This window comes from Roseomonas elaeocarpi (genome assembly GCF_042433915.1).
GTDB lineage: Bacteria > Pseudomonadota > Alphaproteobacteria > Acetobacterales > Acetobacteraceae > Roseomonas > Roseomonas elaeocarpi.
Genome location: NZ_JBHLUN010000008.1, coordinates 110,433 through 125,105 on the forward strand (window position 1 = coordinate 110,433; position 14,673 = coordinate 125,105).

The 14,673-nt window shown below is 66.1% G+C and carries 16 protein-coding genes and 1 tRNA gene; 8 read left to right on the plus strand and 9 right to left on the minus strand.

All coding sequences use genetic code 11. The features are described 5' to 3' along the window. The first annotated feature begins 195 nt into the window (after positions 1–195). The 7 genes from ACFFGY_RS11925 (at position 196) to ACFFGY_RS11955 (ending at position 4,180) form a co-directional block, all read left to right on the plus strand. Positions 196–459, plus strand: coding sequence for a helix-turn-helix domain-containing protein (locus tag ACFFGY_RS11925; RefSeq protein ID WP_377044720.1), 264 nt, complete (start codon positions 196–198; stop codon positions 457–459). Then, positions 456–1,796: an AAA family ATPase gene (locus ACFFGY_RS11930; protein WP_377044721.1), complete on the plus strand. Its 1,341-nt coding sequence runs from the start codon at positions 456–458 to the stop codon at positions 1,794–1,796. The genes ACFFGY_RS11925 and ACFFGY_RS11930 overlap by 4 nt, the downstream gene beginning before the upstream one ends. A gap of 92 nt (positions 1,797–1,888) precedes the next feature. Continuing rightward, on the plus strand, positions 1,889–2,497 hold the full coding sequence (locus ACFFGY_RS11935; protein WP_377044722.1) for a hypothetical protein: 609 nt from the start codon (positions 1,889–1,891) through the stop codon (positions 2,495–2,497). Further along, entirely contained in the window at positions 2,494–2,730 is a 237-nt protein-coding gene (locus ACFFGY_RS11940; RefSeq protein ID WP_377044723.1) for a hypothetical protein, read from the plus strand. The genes ACFFGY_RS11935 and ACFFGY_RS11940 overlap by 4 nt, the downstream gene beginning before the upstream one ends. Before the next feature lie 11 nt (positions 2,731–2,741). Next, positions 2,742–3,473 carry a hypothetical protein gene (locus tag ACFFGY_RS11945; RefSeq protein ID WP_377044724.1) on the plus strand — a complete coding sequence of 244 codons (732 nt, stop codon included), beginning with the start codon at positions 2,742–2,744 and terminating at the stop codon, positions 3,471–3,473. 3 nt (positions 3,474–3,476) lie between these two features. Then, on the plus strand, positions 3,477–3,941 hold the full coding sequence (locus tag ACFFGY_RS11950) for a DUF5681 domain-containing protein (RefSeq protein WP_377044725.1): 465 nt from the start codon (positions 3,477–3,479) through the stop codon (positions 3,939–3,941). Continuing rightward, the gene (locus tag ACFFGY_RS11955; protein WP_377044726.1) at positions 3,938–4,180 is read left to right on the plus strand and encodes a hypothetical protein; all 243 of its coding nucleotides are present in this window, start codon (positions 3,938–3,940) and stop codon (positions 4,178–4,180) included. The genes ACFFGY_RS11950 and ACFFGY_RS11955 overlap by 4 nt, the downstream gene beginning before the upstream one ends. Positions 4,181–4,211: 31 nt before the next feature. Here ACFFGY_RS11955 and ACFFGY_RS11960 read toward each other — a convergent pair whose 3' ends face one another. Together ACFFGY_RS11960 and ACFFGY_RS11965 are read right to left on the minus strand one after the other, a co-directional pair. Beyond that, positions 4,212–5,600 (minus strand): KAP family P-loop NTPase fold protein, encoded by a 1,389-nt coding sequence (locus ACFFGY_RS11960; protein WP_377044727.1) that lies wholly within the window; start codon positions 5,598–5,600, stop codon positions 4,212–4,214. 81 nt (positions 5,601–5,681) lie between these two features. Next, positions 5,682–6,347, minus strand: coding sequence for a hypothetical protein (locus ACFFGY_RS11965; protein WP_377044728.1), 666 nt, complete (start codon positions 6,345–6,347; stop codon positions 5,682–5,684). Positions 6,348–6,618: 271 nt separating this feature from the next. Between ACFFGY_RS11965 and ACFFGY_RS11970 the strand changes: the two genes are divergently transcribed. Continuing rightward, a complete protein-coding gene (locus tag ACFFGY_RS11970) occupies positions 6,619–8,133 on the plus strand; it encodes a reverse transcriptase domain-containing protein (protein ID WP_377044729.1) in 1,515 nt (504 codons plus the stop codon). A gap of 73 nt (positions 8,134–8,206) precedes the next feature. Here ACFFGY_RS11970 and ACFFGY_RS11975 read toward each other — a convergent pair whose 3' ends face one another. The 7 genes from ACFFGY_RS11975 to hemC form a co-directional block, all read right to left on the minus strand. Then, on the minus strand, positions 8,207–8,956 hold the full coding sequence (locus tag ACFFGY_RS11975) for a hypothetical protein (RefSeq protein ID WP_377044730.1): 750 nt from the start codon (positions 8,954–8,956) through the stop codon (positions 8,207–8,209). Continuing rightward, positions 8,928–9,458, minus strand: coding sequence for a DUF488 domain-containing protein (locus ACFFGY_RS11980; protein WP_377044731.1), 531 nt, complete (start codon positions 9,456–9,458; stop codon positions 8,928–8,930). Before ACFFGY_RS11980 ends, ACFFGY_RS11975 begins: the two co-directional genes overlap by 29 nt. A 328-nt stretch (positions 9,459–9,786) precedes the next feature. Then, a tRNA-Thr gene (locus ACFFGY_RS11985) sits at positions 9,787–9,861 on the minus strand. 60 nt (positions 9,862–9,921) lie between these two features. After that, positions 9,922–11,208, minus strand: a complete 1,287-nt coding sequence (locus tag ACFFGY_RS11990) for a heme biosynthesis HemY N-terminal domain-containing protein (RefSeq protein WP_377044732.1) — start codon at positions 11,206–11,208, stop codon at positions 9,922–9,924. Then, the gene (locus ACFFGY_RS11995; RefSeq protein WP_377044733.1) at positions 11,208–12,791 is read right to left on the minus strand and encodes a COG4223 family protein; all 1,584 of its coding nucleotides are present in this window, start codon (positions 12,789–12,791) and stop codon (positions 11,208–11,210) included. The genes ACFFGY_RS11990 and ACFFGY_RS11995 overlap by 1 nt, the downstream gene beginning before the upstream one ends. Next, a complete protein-coding gene (locus tag ACFFGY_RS12000) occupies positions 12,788–13,537 on the minus strand; it encodes a uroporphyrinogen-III synthase (protein WP_377044734.1) in 750 nt (249 codons plus the stop codon). Before ACFFGY_RS12000 ends, ACFFGY_RS11995 begins: the two co-directional genes overlap by 4 nt. A 41-nt stretch (positions 13,538–13,578) precedes the next feature. After that, positions 13,579–14,631 (minus strand): hydroxymethylbilane synthase, encoded by a 1,053-nt coding sequence (gene hemC, locus ACFFGY_RS12005; RefSeq protein ID WP_377044735.1) that lies wholly within the window; start codon positions 14,629–14,631, stop codon positions 13,579–13,581. Between the last annotated feature and the right edge of the window lie 42 nt (positions 14,632–14,673).

Sequence of the window (14,673 nt, forward strand, 5' to 3'; positions counted from 1 at the left end):
AGTCCGTGGATTTCCACAGGACGGCCAAGGCTTAGGCGGCGGTTCGTTTCCTTTTCAATACGAAAAAGGGCACAAGCAACACGCAAGTAATTGCGATTTCCTGCGCAGTAAATCGCAATAGGTTGCGAATAAATCCGGTGGTTTCCCGACGTCTCAGAGCGCCTTTCGCTTGCTAAGCGACGGCGCCAAAAGCATATGCCCGGCCGTCCGAACGAAAGAGGAACGGCCGTGCGCCCTTTGAATGCTTCAGCGCTACCGCTCAGACTCACCGTGCCAGCTGCTTGCGGCACGTCTGGATTGTCGCGTGCTTCTCTTTATCGCGCTCTCGCGAGGGGCGATTTCTCCGCTCAAAAATGCGGCCGCCGGACGTTGATCGACGGTGCCAGCTTCGCGGCATGGCTCGATCGCTTGCCCAGCGCCACCTTCCGCGCTCCTGCCGGAACCGAGCCGCGCACGTGACCTTCACCGCCACGCCGCTGGCCGATCTGGCCCTGGAGGACTGCGACGGCGACGGCATCGTTGCCGGACTGCTGGACCAGGGCGCGGTTGGGTTTCTTGTCGGCGCACCAAATGCTGGCAAGTCCGCACTGGCCGTCCTCCTGGCCCATCGCGTCGCGTCGGGCTCGCCTTTCCTGGGCCAGCGTTGCGCAGCGGCCCCGGTGATGATTGTTGCCGCCGAAGCGCGGAAATCGATGCAACGACGCCTCGTGGCCCGAAGGCAGCGCGACGGCGCCGCCCCTGTGTATCTCTGGGGCGGCCCCGGAAATCTCACCGACGCCGATGAGGTCGCCGCGTTGCGTGCCAAAATTCGGGCGCTTGGCGCTGGGTTGCTGGTTGTGGACACCGCTCTGGCCGCCCTCGCTGGGCTGGACCTGCTGGATCTACGGGATGCCGGCCGCGCCATGCGCATTCTCGCTGGCATTGCCTCTGAGGGCGCCGCTGTTCTCGTGCTGCATCACAGCGCCAAAGCTGAAGGCTCGACTTCGCCGATCGGGAGCATCAGCCAGCAAGCCGGCGCCGATATCGTGCTGAACATCACCGCCGGCGAAGACGGCCACCGAAAACTGTGGATCTCGAAAGCCCGCGACTACGACACATCCTGGTGCGCCGGCTTTCGCATCGAGGTCGAGACGGTCGGCCACGACGCCGTAGGAGGCGCGATCACTGCCGCCGTGGCCGTGCCGGCCGCTGGCGCGCCGGCTCGCCGTGAAAAGCCGCTGCCCGCACAACAAAGCCGTGTTCTGGCGGTGGTTCACGACCTCGCCGCCGGCGGGACGGTAGGTGTTGAGGCGGTGCTTGCCGAGGCTGTCGCTCGCGGGGTGACCACCAGCGAAAGCACGAAAACCGCCCGCATGGTCGTGCGCAGGACACTCGCGACGCTTGCCGACCTTGGCCGCCTGACCTTGCGGGAGGGTGTCATCACCATGGCCCAGGGAACATGCGGGAACATGCAGGAACCCGTTGGGAACACTCGGGAACATGGAGGAAACCAAGTTTCGGGAGGCGGCAGGGAACAAGGAACATTGGGAACCCCGTCCCTGAGGACGGGTTCCCATGTTCCCGCGTTCCCGCCCCCCACCGCCCATCCGGAGGCAGAGCCTGCCGGCGCGCCAGCGTCCGGCGGGCGGATCGAAATGGAGGCGGAGGCCCCGCCGCCGCCGCAGCCGCCGGCCACCGCTGGCGCGGAGCCGGCTGCCGGTCAGGTTCGGGGCCGTGGCAGCAGGGCGAAGCGAGGCACTGCTGACGCTGCGCTGACGATCCGCGACGACCCAAACCAAGGGGTGCTTTTCCATTGAAGCGCGCCCCTCAACCGGCGCGGCGCCTAGCCGCGCCACCCACCAATCCCGCTACCGGCGCTTTTGCCGGTGGCGTCACGCAGGAGCCTACCATGGCCCTTCCCACCCCAGCGGCTCTGAGCGCTGCCCTTTCTCGCCTCGAAAGTCCGGCTCAGCGGCAGGCGGTCGCAAAAACAGCGAAGCCGCCGGCCACCTCCGAGACCCTTCGTGCGCGGCTAGTCGCGGCGAGGCACGCGCACCATGAGGCCGGCCTGCACGTCGCCCGCGTCGAAGCCAGGATCGCCAAGGCAGGCTTCACCGTGCCGCCGGCGCCCATCCGCAAGGCAGCCGGCGAGTCTCGACGCCCAGCGATTCCGCCAGCAGCGGCACCGAAGGCGCTCACCAGCGCAGATGCAGAGCTTGCGCAGTTGCGCGAGATGGGCCGCCAAGCCCGGGCGCTGCTCGCCTCTGCCTCTGGCGATGCCCAACGCGCAGAACTGGCGGCTTTGGCGGCTGGGGTGGACCGGCAGTTAGCCGCGCGGGGCGCCACCCCTTCGCCGCAGGTGGTCGAGAAAGCCAACGGCACGCCGGCGCTGCATCCGCTGCGGCGCGCGGCGCTGGCGGCTACGGGAACAGCGCCCGAACCCGTGCGAAAGGCTGCCGAGCACCCGCTGATCCGCGATGCACGGCGCCGCGCGGCTGCGGCGAAAGGCAGCCGGTGAGCGCCCCGGCTGTTGCCCTTCGCACGCGCTACGCCGAGCGGCGGCCCGCCCTGGACCAGTTGGCTGACGCGATGCGGCTGAGGGATGAGGCCGCCCGCCGCGAGGCGGTGCGGCGCGCGCTGCCCGGTGCTGCCTGCGAGGCCGCCGACGTTGCGAGCGAAGCCGGCCGAGCCGCCGCGCTGAACTCCGCTGCTGCCGACCTGATCCGCCGCGCTGTCGCGGCATCCATTTGAGGAAACCTGAGATGATCTCCGCAAAGTATGAGAGCCCCGCCGCCACCGGCGGGGCGCTGGCGGCCCTGAGCGCCGCCCTTGATCGGCATAGCGAACTGCTGCGCGGGACCGCCCGGGCCGAAGCCGACGAGGCGGCAGCAGCGAAGGCGATGGCAGCGGCTGAGGGCGCGATTGCAGTTGATCCTGAGGGGGGCGAGGCGGCGTTCCAGGCCGCGCGCGAGGCGCACGCCCGGGCTGGCCGGCTGGCGCGATCGCTCAGGGCTGCATTTCCGGCAGCGGCGGCGCAGATCGAGGCTGCGCTTCCGGCCGCCGCCGCCGAGCAGCAGGCGCTATTGCGTGCGGAGTGGGGCCGGCTCCGGGCAGGCTACGAAAAGGCGACACGGCCCTTAATTGCTGCGTTGGCCTCTCTGAAGGCCCTGGAACTTGCAACCGATTGCGGAGCGCTGCCGGTCGAGTTCTGGGCGCAGTTCCGGCTTCCGAGCGATGCGGCAAATCCCGGCGGTCCTGGCCTGAGCATCTGGGGCGAGGACACGCTTAAGCCTATGTCCTCGCCCCAGATCGCGGCTTTAACTGAAAGCACTGGCGCCATCGCCCGTGCCGAAAAGTTGCTGGATGCGGAGATCCAGCGAGCCGAGGCAGCGCGAGTGAAGGCGGTGATTGAGGCTCAGCGGGCAGGCCGGCCACATCCCGAGGCGCCACCGCCGCCACCGCCTCCTGCCATCGAAATTATCGGGCCGGGCTGACGAATGGCGACCCCGCGCAAGCCTGCTAGTTCAGGCGGAAAAGAGGGCGCCGGGCGGTTCACGCCCGGCCGGTCGGGCAATCCGGCTGGCCGCCCTGCCGGATCGCGGAACAAGGCCACCGTGATGTTGGACGCGGTGGCGGAGGGTGAGGCGGCAGAGGTTCTGCGCGCCCTACTCGCCCGGGCACGACAGGGTGATGCTCAAGCCGCCGGGCTGATCCTCGCCCGGTGCTGGCCGGCCCGCCGAGGCCGGCCGGTGGTGCTGTCCTTGCCATCGCTGGGGGCGAAGAACGGCGCGACGAAGGCCGTGGACGCGATCCTGAAGGCCACCACCACGGGCACGATCACCCCCGAGGAAGCTGAGGCCCTGGTGAAGCTGGTGGAGGCCCGTCAGCGCGTTGCGGAGATGCCCGACCTAGTGGCGCGCCTCGAAGCCCTCGAAGTCCGGCTGAAGGAGTCCACGTCGTGACGCACATCCTGAAGGGCCGCCTAGCCCGCCTTGAAGCCGCCGCCGGCAAGGCGAGCGGCGGTGCGCGGTTCCTGCTGCTGGACGGGCCGCTGACGCCCCGACAATTGCACGTCGCCCTCCGCCGCCACCGGCAGCGGACGGGCTGGCAAGGTCCGGTCGCGGTGGTTGAGAGCCGCGCGACCTGCGCGACCATGGAAGAATGGAGGAAGTTGTACGATCCCAGTTCCAAGCTGGGCTAGGAAATAGCCGTCAGCAATTAGGCAACCCTCCTCACGCCGGTCTCATACGGTCGATTAGTCCGTTCGTTAGATAGGGCAAAAGAGAAGCCCGGGTGATCCCATGAAAGGCTAAATTATCTGGGAAGCGAACATTTCGTGCCGCCTCACTGTCAGGAAGTAACATAGCTTCGAAGTACTCGACCAGCACCTCTCTCACGCGCCTTCTCTCCTCCCCCCAGCTATTTTTCAATTGGAGCGCGCTCTGAACTTCACCAAAGCTTAGGTCACCGACCTTTGCTTTGGCGTAGAGTTCCGGAAACTTTACCTTTAAGACACAAAGAGCGCAAATGAGAGAGGCTGGTCGGTATTCAGGCTCGCTGGAGCAAGCCAACGTAAGTGCGATCGAACTGACAATTCTTTCGATGTCACGCAAACCTAAATTCAACTTGTCAGCCAGAGCAATGAGGTAGTTCGTTATGGTATGAACGAGATTGCGATCCGAGCTTTCGAATTGGTGCTGCCTTATAAGCCAATCGATGAACTTCCGCCTCTCACCATCTCCTCCATCTGCATATGCGCGCTCAAGGGTGATGGAGAAGTGAATGAACTTCTGCAGGTACATGTTCGCATCGGTTTGTAGCCCGTAAGCAATCTGCACAGAATTACTGAGCTGCCCCAGATGGGTACCCAGCACAAAATGCACGTTCTGAACGGAGAAAAGGTGCTTAGCTCGCTCTAGGATCTGCAATGCAAAAAGGGGCTTACAACGGTCGAGTTCGTCGATGACGATGATAAGTGGTTTGTCCTTCTTGCGCTTGCCGATCGACCCCTCATCACTCGATGCCACTTCGACTTCGTTAGTAAGTAGTGAAGGCAGGTCACTGAGGGCCGATTTGAAGCTGGCTATTGTGGCCTTCTGATCTTTCTGCTGTGTCAGCTTCTCTCCAATCAATTTATCAACCACGCCACTTGCTTCTGCGGCGACATCTTTCTCCATGGCATCAATGACAGAACCATCAACTGCTCCCGCCGTCAGCACCCTCACACCCAAACGCAGGCCGCTTCGAGCAAGAACTTTCGAAACCTCAACTGCCGTGTCTTTAAACCTTTTGGCTTTCGTTGACGCCTCCTTTCGTTTCTCTTCCGCGAGGCCTATGATCTCCCCTGCGAGAGCGGTGAATGCGTCATCGAAGTAATCATTTTCGAACGCGTCGAAATGGATATCGGGAAAGCCTACCTTACGAAGTTCGCCCATCCACATGCGGAGGAACGTCGACTTGCCACTGCCCCACTTGCCATCTACGGCAATCACAAGCGGATCGGTGACAGTCGAGACCAAGTGAGTGAGACCCTCACCGACAGCTGCACGACCAAACAAATCTTTCTGGGGCGTGAAGCCTTCCTCAGGGCCAACATCAATCGGTGGAACAAAGAGACGCATGGCGAGTCGCTTCCTATTGATCTAGTAGCCTCGCAGGCACCTGAACCGCCGCCAATCCCGTACCGACGGCTGCGACAATTCTCAGTCGCTCAGGCTTCCTCCGATGGGGAGGGACGAACGGCCGGATACCAGCGCCAAGAGGCGCAATTCCGGCATCCGCTCGTGAGCCGCTTGGAACTCATCCGCGAGCACAGCCGCCTTGAAGCTGTCCTCGACGTGAATGGCGGCCCGGGTGCCGTCGTAGAGCAAGATCCAGCGGGCAGAGCCCGCCGGCGCATTGGCCCAGACTGTGGGCTTCAGCTTCCGCTCAATCGCCGCTCGGACCTCGCCCACCCATTCGAGTTCCGCCGCGTTGCCAACGTAGCCGTCATCGTGAGAGCGAACCCTAGCCGGCGCTAGCAAGTCTTCCTCAGCCTGCCGGCTTAACTCCTTCTGGAACTCGCGGCTGGTCGCCTCCGTGCATTCGACCGCCAAGGCGCGGCCGGCTGCGCCTGACACGGCTAGGAAGTCCGGCGACTCGCTGCGGGCGATGCTCATGGGGAAGATGCTTGGCTCAGCCGCGTGCGCTGCCTTCAGCAGCGCCACGAGAGCCCACTGTTCCCGGTGCGATGTCGTGCGCTGTTCCTCGCCGTCTGGCACCGCCCTGGGCGGCACCGCGACCTGTAGCGCCTCGATCGCCACCAGCCCGGCCGGCCCGGTCGGGATGAGGTAGCTCTCGTCCTGAGCAAGCAGCCTGTGGAAAATCATAGAGCAATTCTCATTCACGATGGCGCAGCCTTCTTCGAACGTTAGGCAGTGGGCTGGATCGCCCACATACAAGCTGCTAACATCTTCTTACGAGGTCTCCCCTCGCATACGCGCTGTAGTAACTGCGGCGTAAGAGTTAATGTCTGCGCAGAAACGTGCGCGCCACGTCATTCGTGACACCTGGCGTGATTGGAAGGGAGACCTCGTGCCAGGGTGGTTCTTCGGCATCCCCGTTGTGCGAAGTTCACTACCACCAGAGATGGTCAGTGCAATGGCACTTCTCGCCTACCTTGGCGTCTCAGCTGAGGAGTTGAAGAAAATTCGGTGGTTCCGCCATCGCATGTATCAAGAATTCAATCTCGCGAAAGGTCCGGGGAAAGTCCGAGTCATTCATGCTCCGGATGAACGCCTCAAACATCTGCAGCGCCGGATACTTCGTCTACTCGACCAGCTTTATAGAGTACGGCGTCCGGTACATGGCTTTGTGGCCGACAAATCAGTTAAAAGTAATGCATCGGCACATCTCAACAAGCGTTTTATACTAAATGTAGACCTCAAAGACTTCTTTCCTTCAATCACCGAAAACCGCGTCATTGGCGTTCTCCAATCTCTTGGCGTAGGTCACGATGTGGCAAGCGTAATTGCCATCATCTGCTGTTTCAACAAGCAGCTACCTCAAGGCGCTCCAACCAGCCCTGTACTATCTAATATGATATGCTTCCGCATGGACAAGGAGCTTCTTGCTTTCGCAAAGGGCACTCGTTGCATTTACACTCGGTACGCAGATGACGTTACGTTTTCAAGTTACCAACCTCTCACAACGCTGTTCGAAGGGCCGGTTCCCCAAGCCGGACATTTCTCGCCCGACCTTCTCATCCCGGCGCTCGGAAAAATCTTCATCAATAACGGTTTCACCATAAACCCCAATAAAGCACACTACGCTGACCGACATTCACAGCGAATGGTGACCGGCCTCAAAATCAACGAGCTACTCAACGTCGACCGACGCTACGTTAGAAATCTTCGTGCTACGCTTTACTCCGTAGAGAAATTAGGAGTGGGAGGCGCACAGGAGAAATATGAGAAAGATCACGGTGGCACCTCCAGCCTGCGCGCGCATCTTGAAGGAAAAATTAGTTGGCTTAGATTCATCCGAGGGCAGACTGATCCCGTGTTTCGATCAATTGCGGTCCGCTTCAACGCCAGCTTTCCTGACCGCAAGATTGAGGTAGCACCAACTGCTGCTGAGATTCGGGACCGTGCTGTGTGGGTAGTAGAAAGCACGGTGACGGAGACACAGGGCAGTGCGTTCTTTCTCAAAGATGTGGGTCTAGTTACTGCAGCGCACTGCGTTAGTGGGGAAGAACAGGTGCTTGTCTACCATCCGAGCAAGCCTGCCAATAAGTTCGAAGTTACGATAGGTAATATCGACGACCACCGCGACCTAGCAGTCCTGCACCATACCATTCCAGAAACTGAGTACTTCGCCCTCGAACGCTCAAGCAAACCCGCGAAGGTTGGCGATGAAACAACTGCCATTGGTTACCCAGGCTTTGGCCCAGGTGATCGACTAAATATCCGAGAGGGGAAGGTAAATTCACTGCCCACCAAAAGAGCAGTCGAATTAATAGAGGTGTCACAGAAACTTACTCAAGGTTTGTCTGGCGGCCCTCTCCTAAACAGCGACAACACGGTCATTGGCATCGTTCATAGAGGCGGCCCCAGTGAAGGGAGAGACTTCGCCGTCGCCGTTAAGATGCTGAACGACTGGATCGCCGAATGGTAGACGTACAATTCGGATCTTCGGCGACGATTGATGCTCTGGATCTCGAATGGGAACATCCAGATGGATTTCACCTTTAGAATGCGAGCGTGAATTGCCGCTGCACGACGATCTTCGGCTCAGTGACCCGCAGTACGCCGAGTAACAGCCACTGACTAGGGCGGGCCTTCACCGTACCCAGCGCCAAGAAGATGCGCTTCTCCGATGAGCGCTCGGTGTAAGCCTTACGAAGATGCTCGATGACGCCGTGCTCGCTCATACCGCGAGCGAGGTTAAAAAAGGCCGCGCTAGTTTCCCAGTCACCGCATAGGGGCGAGTGCCCGTTGCCGTCATCATCCTTAAAGGTGATTTGCACTGCAAACGGGCATGGCTTCATCTCAGCTAAGCCAGGATCAAGGAGTGATCCTTGCCTTGCGGCCTCTCGATAGCGCTCAAGCTCAGCGTTGATTGCGGCAATCGGCTTTCTTCGTGCCCGCAGTTGCAGTTCAGAGGGCTCAAGGAGGGTAAGACTCTCATTGCGAGCAGCTGCCTCATTTGTTGAAGCTCTCAGGAGCGGCAGCAGCCGCTGCAGGCGGCTGCGTGCTGGCTCCTTGGTCCCGGTGCGGAGAGTGTTCTCCTCAATACGACGACTCTCCATACGGCGATCGTCACTCGGGCGCCGCGCTCCGTAGCTGACCCACTGCCACCGGTCGAACTGCTGAGTCTGGGTGAGTTGCCGGAAGCGAACAGGGAATAGACGCCGCCACTCACCTGCCTCTGTCACGCCGGCACAGCAAACTGTTTCCTGATACTTCCTGCTAGGCCGTGGGAGCGCCTTCACCAGCATGAGGACGTTTTCCCGCTCCCCCAACAACGGCCCGCTTGCCGGCCTTGTTTTGCTTGGTGGCTGGGAAGAGGTGGTCGATACCAAGCCCGGATGCTTTCCTAACTGCCTGCGCGACGATCGTGCGGTGACAGCCGAATGGTTGAGCCTCGTAACAGAGCAGGCAAGCCTTCTCTTCCACTGCGAGCTTCGTGGCTTCCTTCAAAGCACCCTGTGCTGAGGGAGTCTTGAGATGGGTCGAGTAGATGCGCTCGAAATCACGCAGTCGGCCCTCCCGTGCCGCCTCTCGCCCTGGCTTTGGGTCGCCTAGATCCCGGAGATGCCGATAATTGATTCCGGCTTCAGCAAGCGCGTTGCTCAACGCAGTTTTGGAGAAGCCAGAGCGCCGCGAGACGGAAACGGCTCGCACATCGATCACCAACGACACACCAGCGCCTCTGAGGGTGCTCAGGAAGTCGCTTAGCTCAGTACCCTCGTAACCAATGGTGTGCAGCTTACCGGTCATCGGCGGGATTAACCTCATAGGCGAATACTGGCGCGCGGGCCGCATGGAACCGGACCTTACGCTATCGGGCGGCCTTCACCAGAAGTCAGGCTCTACTCTGAGCTAAACGACCGGCTCGAAGCTCTGCAGTCGCCGGAGGCATGGCGTGCCCTCAAACCCCTGGCAAGCAGCCGACGAGGGGCATGGCCCGATTCGCTCCAGATGGAAGAGACGCGGCAGCAGGCAAGCGGGGGAGTGACGGAGCGACGCTGAAACCCCACTGAAACCCCGAAGCATTGCGGGGGTGTGGAAAGCGCCTAGCGAAAGCCCGTAAGTCATTGAAAGGAAATGGTGCCGACGCCCGGGATTGAACCGGGGACCTACTGATTACGAATCAGTTGCTCTACCGCTGAGCTACGTCGGCGCGCCGCGGGTGGCCGCGGGCGCTATCTAGCCGCCCTTGGCCACCCCGGCAACTCCCGTGTCAGACCTTTTCCGCCACGAACACGGCCTGCGACCCGCCCTGCCGTCCGGTCCAGGCGATGCGGCCGGTGGTGCCGCAGTGGCCGCAAACGGGCGCCCAGTTCAGGTGCACCGTGCCGCACTGCCCGCACTGCCAGTGCGGCTCGGGCGGGGCGGCGGTGGCGGCGCGGAGCCACTTGGCCTCCGCGGCGCGACCGGCGGGCGTGTCGCCCTGCTCGGTCCGCTCTAGGTCCACCAGCGCCAGGAAGGCGCGGCGATCCGCCTCGCCGCTGGCCACCAGTTCCTCCAGCTCGGCCCGGGCGCGGCCGACCAGCAGCGCCCCCGTGGCCTCGCGCCCGAGCAGGAGCCGGCTTTCCGGATGGGTGCGCTGCGACTGCACCAGGGTTTCAGCCCCCTTCACGCGCTCCAGCACGTCGCGCACGCCCTCGAGGTAGGTCATCGCGATCTCGGGATGCGGCGCCGCCTTCCAGGCTTCCTGAAGGACGGTGCGCGCGCGCCGCTCGTTGCCGCTGGCACGAAGCTGGCGGGCATGGGCCAGCGCCGCCGGGGTGAAGCCCGGGTCGGCCTGGAAGGCGCGGCGCTCCAGCTCGGCGCGGCGGTCCTCGTCGCCCTCGGTTTCCGAGGCGGCCAGCGCCAGCGCGGCTTCCGACAGGCCCGGCGCCTTGAGGGCCAGGGCCTCGCTCCAGTCATGCGTGCGCAGGGCGAGGCGCGCGCGCTCTTCCCGCAGCCAGGCGGCGCCGGGCTGGGCGGCCTCGGCCTCGCGTGCCAGGCGCTGCGCTTCCGGCCAGTCCTCGCGCTGCATGGCCGAGCGCAGCAGGCCGCGCAGGCCCAGGAAGCGGGCGTCGTCGCGCTCCGCCAGGGCGCGGAAGGCCTCGTTGGCGGCCTCCTCGCGCCCCGCCTGCCGCTCCGCCTCGGCGGTCAGCAGCAGCGTGTGCGGCGTGTCGCCCAGCAGCTTGCGGGCCCGGCGCACCTCGATGCGCGCCTGGTCCGAGGCGCCGGCCGACAGCGCCAGCAGCGTCCGCGTCACCGCGGCGTCGCCTTCCGCGCGGTGGCGGGCGGCGCGGCGGGCGCGGATGCGAGACGGCCAGGACCGCAGGGCGGACCAGCCGCGCAGCAGCCCATGGAGCACCACGAAGCCCACCACCAAGAAGACCAGCATGACCCAGAGCGGCAGCGACACGAACCAGTCGCCGACCCGCATCTCGATCGCGCCGCCGATGGCGCGAAGGTACCAGGCAAAGGCGATGCTGACCGCGAGGACGATCAGCAGCCAGATGGCGCGAAGCATCAGCCGCCGCTCCCCGAACGGGTCGCGCCGGCTGGCGCCGTGCCGGAGGGGGCCGCACCGGAGGGCGTTGCAGTGGCGGGCGCCGTGCCGCCGTCCTGCGCGCTGAGGTCACGCAGCGCCACCTGTGCCGAAAGGAGGCCCTGCGCCTGGTCCAGCCAGTTCTGCATCGCGGCCTTGGGCTGCGGGCCCATGGTGTCGAGCTCGGCCACCGCCTTGGCGAGGTCGCCGGCATCCAGTGCCCGGCGCGCCCGCTCCAGCGTGCCGGACACGGTGTCGCCCACCACGACCTGATCGCCGCGGCGCACGGTCACGAGGCCCTGGATGCGTGCCAGGGCGGAGTCCATCGCGCCCTGGCCCTGCGGCTCGGCGGCGGCGCGCGCGGCGCGGGCGGCGTCCTCGAAGCTCAGCCGCAGCGAGGCCTCGGTCGGCGGTGCGGCATCGGCGTAGCGGGTCAGCGCCGCGGGTGCCGTGCCGGGCAGGTTGCCAAGCGCCGTCTTCAGCGGCCGCCCGGCTTCCAGCGCCGACTGGATCGCGCCGCGCGCCGCCAGGAAGCCCACGCGCCGTTCGGCGCTCTCGGCCTGCTGCACGCGCTGGTCGAAGGTGGCCAGGCGCGTGTCCAGCGCGGCGTTCTGCTCGGCCACCCGCTTGTCCATCTGCTGCGTCGCGGCATCGACCCGCTGCGCGATGGTCTGGTCGAGGGCCGCGAGGCGCGGCGCGATGGCGGCCTCGGCATCGGCGACGCGCTGGGCGATCTGCTTCTCGGCGTCGGCGATGCGCTGGCTCAGGTTGCGCTCGGCCTCGGCGGCGCGGGCGGCGGCGCGATTCTCGACCTCGCCCACCCGGCCTTCCACCGCGGCAATGCGCTGCGTGTTCTCGCGCGCGGCCTGCCCGGCATTGTTCTCGATGGCGCTGAGGCGATCCGACACCTGCTTCTCGGTTTCGACGCGGCGGGCTTCCTGGGCCTGCCGGCGCTGCGTCAGGTCGGCTTCCAGCGCGGCGAGGCTGTCATCCACCCGCTTGGAGGCCGTGGCCTCGCGCGTGTCGATGCCGTCCAGCCGCGCGCCCAGCGCCTCGATCGCCGGCTTGTTGGTAGGGTCGCCCGGCGGGCGGGAGGCGAGTTCCTGCGCCGCCTTTTCCAGCGCCGCCATGCGCGTCTCGTCGGCCTCGAGCTTGGCCTGCAGCCCGCCGATATTGGCGGCCTCCAGCTGGTCCACCCGCTTCTGCAGCGCCACCACGAGCGAGCGCGTGCTTTCGGCCGATGGTGCCGCGTTGGGGTTGTTCAGGAACAGGAAGGCGAGCGCGCCGCCCAGCACCACCACGCCGGCCACGATCGCCAGCACGGCCGGGTCGAAGCGCCGCGCCGGGGGCGAGGGCGGCAGGCCGCTGCCCAGCCGGACGCCCGGCGCGGCGCCGACGGTGCCGGGCGCGGACTGAGTTCCGGCGGCCTGGGCTCCGCCCGACTGCGTACCGGCGGACTGGGTGCCGCTCCCCTGGTTCGCCGCGGACGGGTTCGGGGCCGGGTGGGGCGCGGCCGGTGCCGCGGCGGGGGTCTGAACCGGCTGGTTCTCGGGGGTGTCGCTCATCGGGCGGGCGGCCCTCCTTGTTGGCCAGGCGGACCCAGGAGGTCCAGCAAGGCGGTCTGGTCCAGACGCGGCGCGACCTGGAGATCCCGCCAGGCGAGAGTCCCCAGTACCGACGCGACGCGCGCGCTCAACGCCAAGGCCCGGATGCCGGTTGCCACGGCTTCCAGGCCCGATCCTCGCAGCAGGCCGAGAATGACCCCGGCCGACCGCGGCGAGAAGAACAGGGCCGCGGAAACCTGCCCGGCCCGAAGCGCCTCGAGCGCCGGGGCGGGAAGCTGCACGGCCGGAGATGCGGCATAAACCACCCGGCGCAGGACGCGAAATCCCCCAGCGCGCAGCCCGTGCTCCAGCGCGGTGCCGTAGCCCTGCCCCACCGCCAGCAGCAGCGGCCCGCCGGCCGGGTCGAGACGTTCCGCCGCCAGCCGCAGCAGCGCCTCCGCATCGCCCGCCGCCGCCAGCACCGCGGTGGCACCGGCGGCCCGCGCTTCCGCGGCCGTGGCCTCGCCCACTGCCAGCACCGGCGTCGCGCCGAACTGCGCGCGCAGGGCACGGGCGGCGGCACGGCTGGTCAGCAGGATCGCCTGGGCGGGTGGCGGCGAAATGGGGCGCGGCCGCAGCACCAGCGCCGGCGCCAGCACCGGCACCCAGCCCAGCCGCCGGAGCCGTTCCGCCGTTTCCGCCGCGCCGGGTTCCGGCCGCGTCAGGAGGCAGCACGGCAGGCCCGCCGGGTCGCGCTCCGGCGGCAAGGGGGACGCCGCAGGTCCGGCCGACGCCGCCGGCACAGGGTTCAGCCGAAGATGTCGGCGGGGCTGTCGGCGCGCAGCTCGTCGCCCAGCGCCAGGCCCAGCGCCTCGGCCTCGCGCGCCGCGCCGTGCACCGTGCGCTTGAGCAGGAAGGAGCCGTCGGGCCGCGCGACCAGCCCCGTCAGCATCAGCTCGCCATTGGGCAGCAGCCGCGCGTGGCCGCCGATCGGCGTGCGGCAGGACCCGTCCAGCGCCGCCAGCAGCGCCCGCTCGGCCCGCGACACGGCACGCGCCTCGGGGTTCTCGATGGCCAGCAGCAGCTGGCGCAGCTCGGTGTCGCCTTCGCGCACCGTGACGCCCACGATGCCCTGGCCGGCGGCGGGCACCATCGCCTCGGGGTCGAGCACCACCATGCCCGGCGGCGAGATGCCGAGGCGCTTGAGCCCGGCCAGCGCCAGCATGGTGGCGTCGGCCTCGCCGTTGTTGAGCTTGTTCAGCCGCGACTGCACGTTGCCGCGGATCACCTCGACCCGCAGGTCGGGGCGGGCATGCAGCAGCTGGCTCTGGCGCCGCAGGCTGGCGGTGCCCACCACCGCGCCCGCCGGCAGCGAGCGCAGCGGGTCGGACGGATCGAGCGCGGCGCAGCCGGGCCCGGGGATCAGCACGTCGCGCACGTCCTCGCGCCGCAGCGTACAGGCCAGGACAATGCCCGGCGGCATCTCGGTTTCGAGGTCCTTGAGGCTGTGCACGGCGAAGTCGATGCGCCCATCGAGCAGCGCCTCGTGGATCTCCTTGGCGAACAGCCCCTTGCCGCCCACATCCGCCAGCCGGCGGTCCTGGATCTGGTCGCCTGAGGTGCTGATCACGTGCTCCTCGAAGGCGCCGGCCATGCGCAGCACCGGGCAGAACTGCAGGATCAGCTCCAAGAAGTGCCGCGTCTGCCACAGCGCCAGCGGCGAGCCGCGCGTGCCGACCCGAAGCGGCAGGTTGCGCGACCCGTGCGGCCGGACGCTGGGCGTGGCCTCCGTGGTGTCGGCGCGGAACGTCGCGGGCAGGTCTGGCAACGGCGCGCGCCGCGCGGGGTGGGCAGGAAGCATCGGCGCGTCATAGAACCCCCCCGCTGATCGTGGAAGCAGGTG

What these genes read in the sequence shown, in the direction of transcription:
- ACFFGY_RS11925 (WP_377044720.1), top strand. Translation starts at nt 196, where the DNA reads ATGCCCGGCCGTCCGAACGAAAGAGGAACGGCCGTGCGCCCTTTGAAT.
- ACFFGY_RS11935 (WP_377044722.1), top strand. Translation starts at nt 1,889, where the DNA reads ATGGCCCTTCCCACCCCAGCGGCTCTGAGCGCTGCCCTTTCTCGCCTC.
- ACFFGY_RS11945 (WP_377044724.1), top strand. Translation starts at nt 2,742, where the DNA reads ATGATCTCCGCAAAGTATGAGAGCCCCGCCGCCACCGGCGGGGCGCTG.
- ACFFGY_RS11950 (WP_377044725.1), top strand. Translation starts at nt 3,477, where the DNA reads ATGGCGACCCCGCGCAAGCCTGCTAGTTCAGGCGGAAAAGAGGGCGCC.
- ACFFGY_RS11960 (WP_377044727.1), bottom strand. Translation starts at nt 5,600, where the DNA reads ATGCGTCTCTTTGTTCCACCGATTGATGTTGGCCCTGAGGAAGGCTTC.
- ACFFGY_RS11965 (WP_377044728.1), bottom strand. Translation starts at nt 6,347, where the DNA reads ATGATTTTCCACAGGCTGCTTGCTCAGGACGAGAGCTACCTCATCCCG.
- ACFFGY_RS11970 (WP_377044729.1), top strand. Translation starts at nt 6,619, where the DNA reads ATGGCACTTCTCGCCTACCTTGGCGTCTCAGCTGAGGAGTTGAAGAAA.
- ACFFGY_RS11975 (WP_377044730.1), bottom strand. Translation starts at nt 8,956, where the DNA reads ATGCTGGTGAAGGCGCTCCCACGGCCTAGCAGGAAGTATCAGGAAACA.
- ACFFGY_RS11980 (WP_377044731.1), bottom strand. Translation starts at nt 9,458, where the DNA reads ATGACCGGTAAGCTGCACACCATTGGTTACGAGGGTACTGAGCTAAGC.
- ACFFGY_RS11990 (WP_377044732.1), bottom strand. Translation starts at nt 11,208, where the DNA reads ATGCTTCGCGCCATCTGGCTGCTGATCGTCCTCGCGGTCAGCATCGCC.
- ACFFGY_RS11995 (WP_377044733.1), bottom strand. Translation starts at nt 12,791, where the DNA reads ATGAGCGACACCCCCGAGAACCAGCCGGTTCAGACCCCCGCCGCGGCA.
- hemC (WP_377044735.1), bottom strand. Translation starts at nt 14,631, where the DNA reads ATGCTTCCTGCCCACCCCGCGCGGCGCGCGCCGTTGCCAGACCTGCCC.